Origin of the sequence: Sphingobacterium sp. UBA7253, assembly GCF_002472745.1 — a bacterium.
Classification (GTDB): Bacteria; Bacteroidota; Bacteroidia; order Sphingobacteriales; family Sphingobacteriaceae; genus Sphingobacterium; species Sphingobacterium siyangense.
In genome coordinates this window covers 1-16,029 of record NZ_DKSP01000217.1, presented here as the reverse complement: position 1 = coordinate 16,029, position 16,029 = coordinate 1, and the positions used below count along the sequence as shown (strand labels likewise).

General features: G+C 38.9%; 14 protein-coding genes. 8 read left to right on the top strand and 6 right to left on the bottom strand.

All coding sequences use genetic code 11. From position 1 onward, the window contains the following. From B2X72_RS22040 to B2X72_RS22030, 3 genes are all read left to right on the top strand, one after another. A partial coding sequence (locus B2X72_RS22040) for a TlpA family protein disulfide reductase (RefSeq protein ID WP_286851505.1) occupies window positions 1–1,701 on the top strand: 1,701 nt, incomplete at its 5' end. A gap of 61 nt (window positions 1,702–1,762) precedes the next feature. Further along, window positions 1,763–4,981 (top strand): SusC/RagA family TonB-linked outer membrane protein, encoded by a 3,219-nt coding sequence (locus tag B2X72_RS22035; protein WP_286851503.1) that lies wholly within the window; start codon window positions 1,763–1,765, stop codon window positions 4,979–4,981. Between the two features lie 10 nt (window positions 4,982–4,991). Next, a complete protein-coding gene (locus tag B2X72_RS22030) occupies window positions 4,992–6,347 on the top strand; it encodes a RagB/SusD family nutrient uptake outer membrane protein (protein ID WP_286851501.1) in 1,356 nt (451 codons plus the stop codon). 62 nt (window positions 6,348–6,409) lie between these two features. Here B2X72_RS22030 and B2X72_RS22025 read toward each other — a convergent pair whose 3' ends face one another. Both B2X72_RS22025 and B2X72_RS22020 read right to left on the bottom strand, forming a co-directional pair. Next, a complete protein-coding gene (locus B2X72_RS22025; RefSeq protein WP_286851500.1) occupies window positions 6,410–6,781 on the bottom strand; it encodes a hypothetical protein in 372 nt (123 codons plus the stop codon). A 160-nt stretch (window positions 6,782–6,941) separates the two neighbouring features. Beyond that, entirely contained in the window at window positions 6,942–7,529 is a 588-nt protein-coding gene (locus B2X72_RS22020) for a MauE/DoxX family redox-associated membrane protein (protein ID WP_286851498.1), read from the bottom strand. 261 nt (window positions 7,530–7,790) lie between these two features. Here B2X72_RS22020 and B2X72_RS22015 point away from each other — a divergent pair, with 261 nt between their 5' ends. From B2X72_RS22015 to B2X72_RS22000, 4 genes are all read left to right on the top strand, one after another. After that, window positions 7,791–8,321 (top strand): RNA polymerase sigma factor, encoded by a 531-nt coding sequence (locus B2X72_RS22015; protein WP_286851497.1) that lies wholly within the window; start codon window positions 7,791–7,793, stop codon window positions 8,319–8,321. Window positions 8,322–8,424: 103 nt separating this feature from the next. Continuing rightward, a complete protein-coding gene (locus B2X72_RS22010; protein ID WP_286851495.1) occupies window positions 8,425–9,717 on the top strand; it encodes a FecR domain-containing protein in 1,293 nt (430 codons plus the stop codon). 16 nt (window positions 9,718–9,733) lie between these two features. Continuing rightward, a complete protein-coding gene (locus B2X72_RS22005) occupies window positions 9,734–10,063 on the top strand; it encodes a hypothetical protein (RefSeq protein ID WP_286851493.1) in 330 nt (109 codons plus the stop codon). 82 nt (window positions 10,064–10,145) lie between these two features. Beyond that, window positions 10,146–10,406 (top strand): hypothetical protein, encoded by a 261-nt coding sequence (locus B2X72_RS22000; RefSeq protein ID WP_075991712.1) that lies wholly within the window; start codon window positions 10,146–10,148, stop codon window positions 10,404–10,406. 174 nt (window positions 10,407–10,580) lie between these two features. Here B2X72_RS22000 and B2X72_RS21995 read toward each other — a convergent pair whose 3' ends face one another. Then, complete coding sequence (locus tag B2X72_RS21995) at window positions 10,581–10,994, bottom strand: hypothetical protein (protein ID WP_088160727.1); 414 nt, start codon at window positions 10,992–10,994, stop codon at window positions 10,581–10,583. Between the two features lie 67 nt (window positions 10,995–11,061). Next, complete coding sequence (locus tag B2X72_RS21990) at window positions 11,062–11,676, bottom strand: sprT domain-containing protein (protein WP_145331110.1); 615 nt, start codon at window positions 11,674–11,676, stop codon at window positions 11,062–11,064. 303 nt (window positions 11,677–11,979) lie between these two features. On the opposite strand from B2X72_RS21990, the gene recN reads away from it, so the two are divergent. After that, window positions 11,980–13,641, top strand: a complete 1,662-nt coding sequence (gene recN / locus B2X72_RS21985) for a DNA repair protein RecN (protein ID WP_286851490.1) — start codon at window positions 11,980–11,982, stop codon at window positions 13,639–13,641. Between the two features lie 65 nt (window positions 13,642–13,706). Here recN and B2X72_RS21980 read toward each other — a convergent pair whose 3' ends face one another. Both B2X72_RS21980 and B2X72_RS21975 read right to left on the bottom strand, forming a co-directional pair. Beyond that, window positions 13,707–14,126 carry a hypothetical protein gene (locus B2X72_RS21980; protein ID WP_286851488.1) on the bottom strand — a complete coding sequence of 140 codons (420 nt, stop codon included), beginning with the start codon at window positions 14,124–14,126 and terminating at the stop codon, window positions 13,707–13,709. Window positions 14,127–14,265: 139 nt separating this feature from the next. Further along, on the bottom strand, window positions 14,266–16,029 hold a 1,764-nt coding region (locus B2X72_RS21975; protein WP_286851486.1), incomplete at its 5' end, for an ATP-dependent Clp protease ATP-binding subunit.

Sequence of the window (16,029 nt, the reverse complement as noted above, 5' to 3'; positions counted from 1 at the left end):
TATACACAAGGACAACTAAACGATTGCACAAGCCCCACACAACAAAAGGAAGCTTTTCAGGAGGGGGGAGAGTCTAGATTGACTTATGGAGTAGAATCTGAACAATCTGTTTTAAGGTGTTTTAAGCCGACCTGTAAGGCTTTTGTGTTTCGAGTCAATACTTTGCTTGGATCAATAGATCCAGTTGTTCAGCGGGCTTTAAAATACTTTTTATTCCTTGCGAATTATGAACTTACTTATCGCATGGTTTTGGCATGCATACACTTATGGATAGTTTTCCAATCATCTAATTTTTCTTTCAAGGCATTGAAGAACAAACAAGCCCTGTTTATTTTGGTTTGTTTGTTTCATATGTTTAGTTTATCGGCTCAGACGCCCCGCAAGGATAGCGGGGCTGATTGGCCAAATAAGATAAAAGCACTGAAAGTTGGAGATACTGTCCCAGATCTTCTGCTTAAAACCAGTTTAAAGATTTTTGATAAGACGGGGGCTGAAAGTAATATTGTCCTTGACGATTTTAAAGAAAGGGTAATTATAATAGATCTTTGGGGGACATGGTGTACTTATTGTATAAATAGTTTTCCTCATCTATTCCATCTACAGAATAAATTTCAGGAAAAGATTAAAGTCTTGCCAGTAGTCAATCAATCAAGAGAGCGTGTGTTGACAAGTCTTAATAAAAGTCCCATAAAGAATATTACCGGTTTTGTAACGGCGATTGATAGTACTTTAGGCGATTATTTTCCGACTTTGGGCTTCCCGCACGTAATTGTTATAGCAGATAGAAGAGTTGTGTCAATTACTCTTCCAGAATATCTCACGGAAGAGGCGATTGCAAACCTTATTATTTATCATGAACCATATATACCAATTAAAAAAGATGATGCTATTATCGATAATTCCACTTTGTTGTCTTCTTCACTTAAAGATGTGCGACAGTATCGGCCCATAGTATACCGTACTATTCTAGGTTTTCAAGATGGATTGATCAGTAATGTTCTTTTAAAGAGAGATACGGCTATAACAAGATGGTTGATACCAAATATGGATATCATGTCATTGTTTGAAATAGCATATTTTGACTATAATAAGAAAAGTGATGACTTTGTTGGATTGGCAAACTTTCCTAATAGACGGATAATACTAACACCAGAGTTGACAGCATTGCTATTGCCTAAACCTTTAGGAACATATCCCAGAGAAGCTAGATTGGATGTGCAGCGTAAATACTATTATACTTATGAAAATTTGGCAGCACATAGTATTTCTGATGAGAAATTAAAAATTCAATTGGCAGAGGATCTCGATAATTTTCTTAATGTAAAATCAAGGCTTTTGATGGTGCCAATGGAATGTTATGTGATTGCTAGGAAGTCTAATCTGTCTTCTGATTTTGAGGAAAACATCGATAAGAATACATTTCTCCGTTATCTCAATCATCCGACTTTTAAATTACCACCAGTACTCTTAGGGAAAAATTTGGAAAATCTACCTAAAATGAGTTTGGAAGAGCATCCTCATAGTTTCGAAGAAATAAAAAGGGTGTGTGAAGCACATGGACTTGAAGTGCACTCTCAAATTAATTTGATCCCAATGCTTGTATTCTATAAAGATGCTTTACCTGATACGAGCAACCTTGGGAAATTTGAACTTGGTTCCTATGGCTATATGCCTGTCATTGAAAAATATGGAATACACTAACCTTTACATTATATCGAGCAGCTAATTAATAGCTATAAAATCGTAAAAACAATTTATATACATGAAAAATATACTGTTTTTCTCCATGTTACTATTATCGATAACATGGCCCCTTCGGGTATATGCCCAACAGGGAACCGCATGGATTTGTCAAGGTGTAATACAGGATTCAAGTGGAAAAGGTATTTCTGACGTAAATATTAGAGTAATTAAAGATGGGCGGGTTATCAAAACAGATAGCACAGGTTCCTATAAAATAAATGCTAATCTCGACAAAATTCAAGTAGAAATCTCACATCTTAATTATAAAAGTTTAAGAACTGTACTGTCTACTAAAGATATAAAGAAAATAATGATCTTGTCGGCAAAGATGGGTATGATTGATGAGGTGCTTGTCTCTGGATATCATTCCCTTCATAAAGCCAGAAGTGTGGGCAGCTATGAAAAAATTGATAAGGTATTGCTGGATAGGACTGCTAATTTTGACGTATTATCGAAGTTGGAACACCTGACCACAGGTACTTATTTTGATCGTTCAGAATATTCGTTTAATGACAACGGTAAACCTATTGAACCTAAAATTTTCATGCATGGTGTCAGTACCTTACGGAAGGCAGGCCTTGGAGGTAGTAAACCATTGGTAATTGTAGATAACTTTCCCTATGAGGGAGATATCAATCTTTTGAGTCCGAATGATATCGAGAGTGTGACCCTCTTGAAGGACGGTGCCGCTTCCGCGATATGGGGAGCAAGGGCCGGCAACGGCGTTATTGTATTAACCACAAAAAAAGGACGATTTGAAACACCCCTGCAACAAGAATTCAAAGCGTCTATACGAATGGATATGAAGCTTGATTTATATAGTCATCGTGTTATTTCAAGCAAAGATCTGATAAACGTAGAGCATTTTTTGTTCGAAAAGGGATATTTTGATGGGAAGCTAGCTAGTAATAGTAGACCAGTTATATCGCCTGTGGTTGAATTATTGGAAGCTAAACGTAAAGGGGTTTTTGATGATGAAGCGCTAGCCGCAGGAATTAAGCCTTATCAATATACAGATGTGCGTGACGATATGCTTAAATATATGTATAGAGGTGCGGCATTACAACAGTATAACTATTCGGTTAAGGGCGGGTCAGAGAAGTTAAATGGCATGGCGCAAATAGGGTATGATAGGACTCTGGCTAGTTTACGAAGTGATAAAACTGATCGAATTAGCAGCCAATTAAGTCTGGAAGCCAGACTTAATCGGTTTGTGAATATCTCCGGTAGAGTGATGTACAACGAACTGAAAAGTATTAGTGCGCTAGCTACCGACTTCTATTCTGATAACGGATATCCATTTCCATATTTAAAATTGAAAGAGGGAAGAGAGAATCTTGCTGTTCCCTATAAATATCGATATTCATATATAGATACTGTGGGCGCTGGAAATCTGCTAGACTGGAAATATCGCCCACTTGATTATATTGATGAGCCGCCTATTTTAACAGCCAATAGAAACCTGCTCGCCGATCTTGGTCTTCAACTATTTCTATTGAAAGGCCTGACAGCAGATCTAAAATATAGATACAATTTTTATGATAGGAAAAAAGAAGAACGCTATTTTATAAATACTTTTTACGCCAGGGATCTAATAAATAGAGGGACACAGGTTAGTAATGGGAATTTAATTTACAATTTTCCTTATGGAGGTATTCTTAGGCAGCAGGATGGGGTCTCTACCGAAAAGAATTTTCGCATGCAGCTAAACTATAAAACGGATTTTAAAGGACACAGTGTATCTGCTCTTGCCGGGGCGGAATGGCGGAACAAAGATGATGGTTCTATGGGTAATATATTGTATGGTTATAACCCTGAAAATCTTTCTTTTGTTTCGAATATAGATTTCAGTAAACAGTATCCAACTTTTGGTGGACTTGGTGGTAACAATACAATTCCCTTTAACAGTTATCCCAACACCGATATTACCACAAACTTTGTCTCGCTGTACGGTATCATGGATTATGGATTCCAAAACAGATATTTACTGTCAGGAAGCGTACGCAGGGATGCATCAAACTTATTTGGTGTAGAGACGAACAATAAATGGACACCTTTGTGGTCGGTAGGTCTTGGCTGGAATCTGCATAATGAAAAATTCTTCAAAAGCTCTGTGATTAATTTTCTAAAGTTACGAGGATCGTTAGGTTATAGTGGAAATGTGGATAACAGTATGAGTGCCCTGACTACTATACAATATTTTGGTTATAATAATTGGAGTGTATCTTATCCTATGGCGCGGATAGTTAATTTGCCTAATAAGGAACTAAGATGGGAGAAGTTGCGAAATGTCAATGTTGGGATCGAATTTAGCGCATGGAATAATTCGTTTTCCGGAAGTATTGATTACTACAATAAGTATACTTTTGATCTTTTCGATGCACAGCCATTGGATCCAACGACAGGGATAGGTTCCATGGTTCTAAATGCCGCTAACACTAAATCAAGAGGTATCGATGTAAATTTGGCGCTCAACAAGAGTTGGAGAGAGCTAAACTGGTCCGGCAGTCTATTGTTTTCTTATAATAACAATTGGATCGTGAAAACATTAACGGATCAGCAATCGCCGACTTCTTATGTGCTTAAAGGTGGAATCTCAAATCTGCCGGGAGACATGGTTTATAGTCTTTATGCCTATAAATGGCAGGGTTTGAATAGTGAAGGTAAGCCACAGGGATTATTAAATCATGAGAACAGTACCGCCTACTGGGATATAATGGGAAGCAAAGGATTGGATGTGCTCCAAAAAATTGGTTCTGCACGCCCGCTCTATTTCGGGACTTTTAGAAATACGTTCAGTTATAAGCAATTCAATCTTTCGGCAACAATAAGCTATCGCCTAAAATATTACTTTAAAAGAAGTAGTATAAGTTATCAGTCTCTTTTTGGAAAGTATGACGGCCATGTAGACTTTTATGATAGATGGCAAAAACCTGGAGACGAATTATTAACAGATGTGCCCGCTATGGTCTATCCACTGGATGATGGGGCGGATCTATTTTATAAGGATGCTTCCGTTTTGGTAGAACGTGGAGATCATATTAAGTTTCAGGATCTCCGGTTGCAGTATAATCCTGCATTGCCTATTGGATCCAAAATTAAATCATTGGCATTCTTTATTGTGGCAGAGAATATAGGTTTGATTTGGAAGGCTACTAAAAAAGATATAAATCCTGAATATTTCGGAAATATTCCCGCTCCAAGATCTTTTAGTATGGGAGCAACATTAACATTTTAACAGAAGAATTATGAAAAATAAGCAACTAACAAAAACGGTGATTGGAATTGTTATGATGTTAACGCTGGGGTGTAGCAAGTTTTTAGAGGAGAAATCCGATATGTCATTGGCTACTATTAGCTCAAAATCGGATCTCTATGCCCTTATGGACTATACAGTTGTAATGAATCAAAGTTACGTAACAGCTGTTGGAGATATTGCTTCAGATGATTTCTTTATATTGGACAAACAATATATGGGAATCAGTCAGATGTCCGATAGAGCAATTTATATATGGGATAGAAAACCTTTGGCTGATTGGTATTGGGTATCCTATAGTCGTTTACTTAATGTTAATACGGTACTTGAACATCTGGATAAGATTCAGCTGGATCAAAAGGATCGGCAAAATTTGGAAGGAATGGCTTTGTTTTTTAGAGCTTTTAGCTATTTTGATTTAGCGCAGATATACGCACCGGCCTATGATCAGAAGACAGCGGAATCGGTCTTGGGCCCTCCAATGAAAATGAGTTCTGATGTAAATGAAAAGCCGATAAGATTGTCTCTAAAAGAAACAATGAACCTTATCATTGCAGATCTGAAACTATCATCTGATTATCTGACGGATCAGAATCTGACTTACCCAACTCGACCGAATAGAAACGCTGCATTGGGGCTGCTTTCTAGGGTATATCTTGCTATGGGAGACTACGAACAGGCATTGGCGATTTCAAAACGAGCTTTAGAATCTTATGATAAACTTATGGATTATAATCAGATCAATAGCGGTAAAAAATATCCATTTGAAAGATTTAATCCCGAGGTATTGTTCTTTTCTATTCATGCCGCCGAAAATCTTTCGAGAGAGTCAGTTCTCCGTATTGATACCGTTTTGTACGATAGTTACACAGATAGTGATTTACGTAAAACGTGTTTTTTTTCGAAACAGGCTGATGGGTATTTCGCATTTACAGGAGATTACTCAGGGAATTCAAATGCACAAAAATTTAATGGGATAACAACTGCAGAATTGTGGCTAACGAAAGCTGAATGTGAGGCGAGACTAGGACGATTGACGCTTGCCATTAAAACGATAGAATTTTTTATGCAAAAAAGATACGTGGATGGCGGGCTTATGGAACCGTTTCCTATAGCTCAGGAAGAACTGCTCAAGCTTATCTATTCAGAACGAAGAAAGGAACTTCTGTTACGTGGTATAAGATGGATGGATCTTAGAAGACTGGAAGATTTCTATCTTGGAAAAAAAGAGATCAAACGAATAATTGATAATAAAGTATATAGTGTTGGTTTAAAAGAAATTAAAACATTCACTTTTCTTTTCCCACAAAAAGTGATTGAATTGTCTGGTGTGGATCAAAATCAATAAATTTTAACATTATAAATGCACTCAGATAGATACTATCTGAGTGCATTTACACGCTTTATAAATTAGTCGTTAGGTTTTTTCGAAATAGCCGGATTGCTACTCGAAGGATTAAGCATATCTGCTTTTAGCGAATTTAAAGTGGAAACTGACACATGTCCTGATCCGTCAGGCTCCGCTTTTACCGCACAGACCTTTGGTGTACTTGAACATTGGGATGGATTTGTGGCAGACCCTGTATTTGTATAATTACTAGGTGTAGTAATCGCAGTTTCATAACCAGAGTCACCCGGATTTAAAGAACTGTTGAACTCAAACCATACTTCGTCAGCTGGAAATATGATTTTCTCCGCCAACTTAAACGAACTGAACACAACTATTGCAGCGCCGGCTACCATAGCCATTGCATTATTTTTGATGAAAGATATTGCTTTCATACCGAGGCCTTTTTTATAGTAGCAAAAAAAGTTTACCCCCACAAAAAACTCTATGTTAATTTTTTTTGACCAACACTTTGCTTTAACGAGGTGTGTCAGTCTGTCCTATGCCTCGGGATCTGTTTTTACGGGCTGTGCCTTCACGTGTCATAATTTATAGCTATACCGGCCCGGCCGGGAAGAGCGCAAATCGCATTTTGTATTTCTTGATGCGCAGCAGCATAACAGCATAGATCGGTACGGTAATCAATAAGCGTCTGGTAAAGAATAAAATGACCTGCTTTTTATATCGCTTACACCCAGCCATGGGGGCAGTTGGGCCAGTCAAGTACCACCCCAATATGGACAGCAGCAATAACAGTAGGTTGACAACAAGGTGTCCGCCCCAGGAGAGCCTGCTCAGTACCGAAGCACAGCCGCAGGGCTTCTGCGCGTATAAACCAGCGACGCCAAGACCGATGTAGACAGTAAAGACCGTTAACAGCAATGCAGACAGCACGAAAGGATAAAAAAATAGATGTTTTGTATTTCTGAAAGAATGAATAGAAAACAGGATCACTATACCCAGCTCCATCAGTGGCAGGGACCAGAACAATATTCCTGCCCACCAGCCGGGAAAAGGCTGCAGTTTCAGTGCCTGATGGAAGCCCGGCAGATCCCATAGCTTATCCAGCGCAACGTATGCCCAAAAGAGTATCATAAAGACACGGATACTGGTAGCGGTGATATGTGAAGCTCTTGTTTTCATTTTTTAAACAGTATAATTTCAGGTCGTATATTTAATACAACTATTTATAAATCAGATATTTAAATTTGTTTATTCGGTTTTGTGTTTGTATCTTAGTTTTACCAAATTCAATTATTTCATTCCTGTTTATATATAGCTACCATAAGTAAGCAATATGTACCTGCTATAAATGGTTTTATTTTTTAAATAGCTGTTTATTAAGTGTTTATTTTTTTATTTAGATGGTTATATAAAGCCTTTGTTATACTTAAATGATGAGCTATGGGGGAAGATCCTTTTGAAATTTTAGTTAAAGAGCCCGACCGAGGCTTGCGGCTTATTATGGCTAAACATGGTAGCCAGCTAAAAAATCGTATCAGAAACATTGTTAACAATGATGATGAGCTGGTCAAAGACGTGGTTTCAGAAACATTGACCACATTATTTGTGCAGCGGGAAAAAGTCGCTATATGCAAAGATCCTTTTGCCTGGATGATGGCAATCGCGAGAAATATTGCTCTGAAAATGCTCCGTCAGGAAAAGAAAAACCGGAAGATAGCGATAGACGAGCTCCGGACTGTACCCCATAGCGATGACAACGATGCTCATCTAAACTATCAGGAAATGCTGGAAGCAGTGCTGTCAAAAGCGGAACAGCTCACACCGATGGAAAAGAAAATTTTTATAGATGCCAAAGTGCACGGCATGGATAACAGGGAACTGGAGACCCGTCATGACCTAAAGCCACAGCGGGTGCGCAATCTACTGAGTACGGCGCTTGCCAAGATCCGACGGCTCTTAAAGGGATCTTGAACCGGGTTACAATTGGATATAAATTAGAATTGAAGAAAAGATAAGTTATACTTATCTATAGCGAGTTCTAGTATTAATTGAATATAGATTAGAATTGAAGAAAATGGAACGCGATACTATAAAAGTTCAAGAGCTGATCAAAAAACAGCTGCTGGGAATAATCAGCCCTGAAGAAGAGGCAGATCTAAAAGAGAAAAGATCGCACTATACGGAGGATGAATACGACCTTATGGTGGTAGAGGTACTCGGGCAGCTGGAAGGTCAGCTGCCCAAGGATCCGCTTGAGGACTGGACACCTGATTACGGGGAAATAAAATGCCGGGGGGAAGCTATACGAAGAAAAGAAAAAATAAAGCGGTACAGCAAAGTTGGGTATGCAGCAGCTTTGCTGCTAATTATTGGAGGTGTATTGTTATACTTATTTTATCCACATAAAAAAGAGGATATCATGCTGCATCTGGAGGGGCAATGTCTTGGCGTCGCAGATGACACAGAGATACCTTTAATAGAGTCTTCCTGTCTCCTGTTGGCAGCTGACTCCACATGGATAAGAGTAGAGCAGGATACCTTTGGCACACTATTACAGCTGGGCGAGCTGGCTGTCACCCGTACCGGGGAAGGGCTGATGCGTATCCAGAGAAAATCAATGGCAGGCGGTGAGACAACTTTAAAAAGTTTAAATATTTATACGGCTCCACGCCAGCAATGTGTCGTGGAACTGGAGGATGGTACCAGGGTTCGGATGAATGCACAATCCCAGTTGAGTTATTCGCTCCGAAAAGGGGATTCAACAGTAGTATACATAAAAGGAGAGGCGTATGTTGACGCCAATAGCCGTTATAGCAATGCTCCGCTGATTATTGGTACTAAAAAGGGTAAAATTACAGCCAACCGTGCTGACTTTTTAATCAGGGCGGATACAAGTAACATGAAGGTCATGCTTAATGATGGAACAATGGAAGTTTATTCCTATAACCTGAACAAAGTACAGTCCATAGTCTGTCCCGGGGACTTCGTATATGTTGGCGCTAAATATGCAGACAAAAATCAGCAGCTCCGAGATACAATGACCTATGTTGCGAACCAGGATTTCAAAGAAGCCAAGATGTGGACCCGAAAAATCCGGATTTATAGAAACATGCCTTTGTGGGCCTTTGTAGATGAAATGAGCCGCTGGGAAGGGTTTACGATCAAAAGATGGGAATGTATTCCAAAGGACAAGCACATTTCGGCAGCGATCTGTTATCAGAGCGGCAAGGAAGAAGTGTACAGTGCTATCCGCCAGGCAGGTGTGCTGCTGCATGAAGAGAAAGGGATGATTAGCTTCTGTCCTGAGGATAAACGTGATAGAGTAGCCATGTGGCTATTAGATGGATATGAAAGGAAATTAAAGTAAGAAAGGAGTAAGTATCATGAGTAGCAAAAAGCAGTTTATCGACGAAGTATTCACTACTTTCGAAATCAATAGCCTGATCGAGCGACGCAAATGCCGTGCCACCGGTAAGGTGCGTTTTAATAGCAAGGGCGAAGCAGGCTTCTTTATACAATGGTTAAAATGGCGCTATAAGAAGTGGCTACGGGGAAAAAATCGGAGAAAGTACCGATATGGCAGTAGGGAAGGAAAGCCAAAGCAGCGCTATGTGTATAGCTGTATCCACTGTGGTGGATATCATATTACGAAGGAGCATCCGCATGATTATAAGCGAAAAAAAGAAAAATATGAACAGAAATATGCTGAATAATTGATGATCATTGCTTTTTTCATTTTTATTTTTCTAACATAGATTATTTTGTACATTTGTATCGAATAAAATCGAAATTGAAATGGCAGAAACTGTACAACCAAGAGGTCCAAAGACAACTGATAATAATGCGAACCAAACTCATTACTACAAAACATTGGTAGTAGCGATCGCTTTAGGTTTAATAGGTACATTTATCCGTTTTGTACCGGATGTATGTGCGGCAATGGGTCAACAAACTTTTTTGTTTTCCGCGATAGCTAACATCTCCATGATCGTAGGTGCACTTATCGCATTCAAAACCGTTTTCGGAATTTTGGGATTTGGAAAAAACCGTGACTAATTAAAAGTCAACTAAGATATTTGAAAGCCCCAGTTTACTGGGGCTTTTTTATTTTAATCCTTTTTTCGAACTCAGTTCATCGTTGACGATCCCGTCCGTTATGCTTCCATGATCTACAAGGTACAAAAAAAGGCCTCACGATCGTGAAGCCTTTTTTTGTATGATTATCGCAGACTATGCGAAAAGAGACCAAGTAGACCAAGGAATACGAGCAAGGATCAAGATCAAACCGATGATATAGAAAATTACAACTGTTTGGTTTGCTTTTCTGGCATTTTCAATCTTTTTAGCTTTAGAGTAACCAATTGTGATCAATACAATGGCAATGATCATTGTCAAAGGGTGTTCGATGATTTTAAAACGTAATGTCGGATCTTTCATTACGGCGCCAGAGATCATTGATGGGTACTTTAAATAAAAGAATAAAATCAATCCCACCAATAATTGAATATGTGATGCGATAAAACCCAATAAAGCAATTTTACGGTTGTACGGTTTGTTGCCTAGGTAGTTTGATAGGGTGATCACGATCGATATCACCAGGGCTAGCAATAATACAATTGCTATAGTCGAGTGTAAGTGTAACATAAAAGCTCTCTTTAATTATTTCCTAAGTTAGCAAAGATAAAAATATAATGAATGTATTTGTCAAAAATCATTGTTCCAACAGAAATACCTCCGCTATTGGATTGAATAGGTACATGCGTTTGCTGGTCAATTCCATGCACTTATAGCGTTTTCTTACCTTTTCAATGCGTTGAAATGAACGACCATTTTTTAGTTTAAAGAAATGGCCATCCTCCAAAGATTCCACCGTAAGGGCACTGGTTTTGACGGTATCGTATGATTTTAAGGTGCGAAACAGGTGAAGGTCCGTGCAGCTTGAAGCCGCGGGGTTTTCCATGTAGCGATGAATGGCACTGCTAATATCGATTGGAAAAATATTCAATTTAAGGAAGGGCTCCATCAGTTCCTTGAAATTATTTTTCCACTCAGTACCATGTGGCTTGACACGATGCTGGTGTTTGTTCCAGGTTTGTAAATGGGCAAATTCATGGATCGTCGTAATCAGAAATGAATAGGAATTTAAGTCATGGTTGACTGAGATGCGGTGTGGGCTTCCTTTAAATGGCGCACGGTAATCTCCTAGTTTGGTACTCCTTGAACGAGAGATCTTAAATAAGCAGCGGGTATGATTAATCCAGTTGGATATAATCGGCGCAGCTTCTTCAGGCATGTATTTTTTAAGCGTAGCACTATAATCTTGCATGCCATAAAAATAGGGATTTATTCATGTCAATAGTGCTAAATGAGAACATTCTTTTGTCAAAAATAAAATCAGTTTACTAAAAATAGTAGTTTTTAATTTGGAAAAATGATATTATTTTTAGTATTTAGTACCTAAGAATATTAAAAGTGGGCATGTTATTAAAGCAGAGTAGCTGTTTTTTTTAAATAAAATATATTGAAATCGCCTGAGTTTTAGGTAAATTACCTACAGAAAGGTTCATGAAACATAGGATCCGATTGAGGAACGGTATTTCCTCTAAACTGTAATTAGACCTTCAAGAATATGCTAGATACCTTACATATTAGAAATTATGCGCTCATCAACGAATTGGAAATCCAATTTGATAAAGGTTTGAATATGATTACCGGTGAAACCGGTGCCGGTAAATCTATTATCATGGGAGCATTATCGTTGATCTTAGGAAATAGAGCAGAGGGCAAGCATTTTTTCGACCCAACCAAGAAATGTGTGATTGAAGGGGAATTTAAAATTGGTTCTTACCAGCTACTTCGTTTTTTTGAGGAAAATGATCTCGATTACGCGGACCATACGATTATTCGAAGAGAGATATCTCCCGATGGTAAATCCCGGGCATTTATTAATGATTCTCCCGTCACCCTGGCTATCCTTAAAGCTTTAGGCGAGCAGTTGATTGATGTGCATTCTCAACATGCAACATTGCAGATTAATACAGAAGATTTTCAGTTTTTGGTAGTGGATAGTGTAGCAGGCTCTTTCGGACTGAAGCAAAGCCATCGAGAGAGCTTCTTCGCTTATAAGAAAGCCAAAAAAGAACTCGAAGAATTTAAGGATCTGGTAAAAAAAGCTGCAATAGAACAGGATTATTTTCAGTTTCAATTTGATGAACTTGACGCCGCCCGATTGGTCGCAGATGAACAGGGACAACTCGAAGTACAACAGCGGCAGTTGGAAAATGCAGAAGATATCAAGCGTGCACTAACTGGGGCATCACATCTATTGGAAAATGAAGATACGGCAGTTTTAAGCCGTTTAAAAGAGACGATGAGCCAGGTGGAAGGCATTGCCTCATTTCTGCCTGAGGCTGCAGATTTGGCTGCACGATTAAAGAGCACATGGATTGAGCTGAAGGATGTCGCTGCAGAGCTGAGCTCTCTTGAGGAGGATACCCAAATCGACGAAGGTACTTTATTGGAAATCAATGAGCGCTTGAGCTTATTGTATTCCTTACAGAAAAAACATCATGTGGACTCCGTTGAGGAGTTGATCAAATTACGTGATGATCTTGAATCCAAACTGTTTGCTATAAATTCTTCGGATGAGCAATTGGAGCGATTGGAGAAAGAGGTTGTGGCTAAATTAGCCATTGCCCAAAAAAATGCAAAGGAACTATCAGCAGCCAGGAGAAAGGTACTGGAGATGATCGCAAAGGATGTGCAGGCGACCTTGTCAAATGTAGGTATGCCGAATGCACGATTTCAAATTAATCTGGAACCATTAAAGGAGCGGGATATGCGGGAGTCGGGGATGGATTCAATACAGTTTTTATTTTCGGCCAATAAAGGACAGGCATTGCAATCCATTCATAAGGTTGCATCCGGAGGAGAGCTTTCTCGTGTTATGTTGGCCATTAAATCCTTAGTTGCTAAAACTTCTGCATTACCTACTATTATTTTTGATGAGATCGATACAGGAATCTCTGGAGAGGTTGCGCTACGCGTAGGAGAGGTGATGGAAAGTCTTGCTGAGAATATGCAGGTTATTGCTATTTCCCATTTGCCCCAAATTGCAGCTAAAGGTGCTGCGCATTATAAGGTATATAAGGAAGACAAAGCCAACCGAACCATATCTAACATTGTTCGTTTAGATCAAGAGGGGAGAGTCAAGGAAATTGCTCAGATGCTCAGTGGTACCAATCCCACAGATGCAGCACTGGAACATGCGGAGTTGTTACTGAAAGGATAGTTAACATAAAAAAATGCCTCAAAAACAACTAACTTTTGAGGCATTATAGTTTTGAAAATAAATTCCTAGTTTCCTATACTCGCATCCGTTAAAACGATCTTAACTTTCATATTGTCAGGCGCAACTGGTGTACTTCCGCTTACATCATTGGCATAAATGCGAACAACACCAATAGAGTAATTGTACGAAAACTGATATCCATATAGTTCTGAAGGAATCGCTTCGTATCTATCATTAGATGTGTCAAAAATGATCGCCGCACTAACATGACCGTCTTCATAATAACGTTGATCTAAATCACTGATTGCGACGTCTTTTCTATAAGTGTTATTGCCCTCTTTAATCCATTCAGTTGATTTTACGGGAAATACATAACTTGTGCCGTCTAAGACGTTCACTTCTTGTGTAATATATTCTTTTTTACAAGAAGAAAATGAAACCAAGGCTGCGGTTCCAATTAGTGCTGCGAATAAAAGTCTTTTCATATTGTTCGTGTTATTTGTGATAATTTTTTTATTATAGGACGATAAAATAGTGCGAAAGTTTAACGCCAAATTCATATACAACAAAAAATGCACCATAAAGGTGCATTTTATTGAAATTATTTTTAAAGATAGCTGAAGCTTACTTCTCAGCTGTGTCTTTTGAAGACTTCGGATCTGAGCTAGAAACCTCAATATCTTTGGTTTCAGGATTAATGCTCACGGTCAAAACTGAACCTGTTTGCACATTTCCTTTGAGGATCTCTTCTGCAATCGGATCTTCAAGATATTTTTGGATTGCTCGTTTTAATGGACGTGCACCAAAATTACTGTCATAACCTTTGTCTGCGATGAAATCTTTTGCCTCATCCGTTAAATTGATGGTATAACCCAAATCAGCGATACGTTTGAACAATGACCTTAATTCAATATCAATGATTTTGAAGATATTCTCTTTTGTCAATGAGTTGAACACAATGACATCATCGATACGGTTCAAAAATTCAGGAGCGAAAGCTCTTTTCAAAGCGGTTTCAATAACTCCACGTGAATGTGCATCAGATTGTTGTGATTTTGCTGCAGTGGTGAAACCAACACCCTGACCAAATTCCTTCAATTGGCGTGCACCAATATTTGAAGTCATAATGATTATGGTATTTCTGAAATCTACTTTACGGCCCAAACTATCTGTTAATTGACCTTCGTCCAATACCTGTAGCAACAGATTGAATACATCTGGATGCGCTTTCTCAATCTCATCCAATAAGACAACGGCATAAGGTTTACGACGCACTTTTTCAGTCAATTGACCACCTTCTTCATAACCAACATATCCTGGAGGCGCTCCAACAAGGCGAGATACCGCAAATTTCTCCATGTATTCGCTCATGTCAATTTGGATCAGTGCATCTTCTGTATCAAACATAAATCGAGCTAATTCTTTAGCCAACTCTGTTTTACCGACCCCAGTAGGACCTAAGAAGATAAATGACCCGATTGGTTTTTTAGGATCCTTCAAGCCCGCACGTGTACGTTGAATAGCTTTCACCAATTTACCTACAGCGTCATCTTGACCAATGATTCTTCCCTTCATCAACTCAGCCATATTCAACAGCTTTTGACTGTCTGTCTGACTAACACGTTGTACTGGAATACCTGTCATCATGGCCACTACTTCAGCAACATTTTCTTCTGAAACAGTATAGCGTTTAGACTTCGTCTCTTCTTCCCAAGCGATTTTTTCCTTCTCGAGCTCTTCGATCAATTTTTTCTCCGTATCACGCAATTTGGCAGCCTCTTCGTATTTTTGACTACGAACGACTTTGTTCTTTTCCAATTTGACCTCTTCAATTTTATTTTCAATGTCAATAATGGACTGCGGTACATGAATATTGTTTAAGTGCACGCGAGAGCCTGCCTCATCCAAAGCATCAATAGCCTTATCTGGTAAGAATCTGTCTGTAATATAACGTGTTGTTAACGACACACAGGCTTCAATCGCTTCGGGAGTGTAGGTCACATTGTGGTGATCCTCATATTTCTCCTTGATACGATTCAATATCTCAACCGTTTCATCATGTGTTGCCGGCTCAATCGTTACACGTTGGAAACGACGGTCCAAAGCACCATCTTTTTCAATGTATTGACGATATTCGTCCAATGTTGTTGCACCAATACATTGGATTTCTCCTCTTGCCAAGGCTGGTTTGAACATATTGGAAGCATCTAACGATCCTGAAGCGCCACCTGCACCAACGATTGTGTGAATCTCATCGATAAATAAGATGACATCCGGTGATTTCTCCAGTTCATTCATGACCGCTTTCATACGTTCTTCAAATTGACCACGATATTTCGTCCCGGCAACCAATGAAGCCAGATCCAATGTGACTACACGCTTATTGAA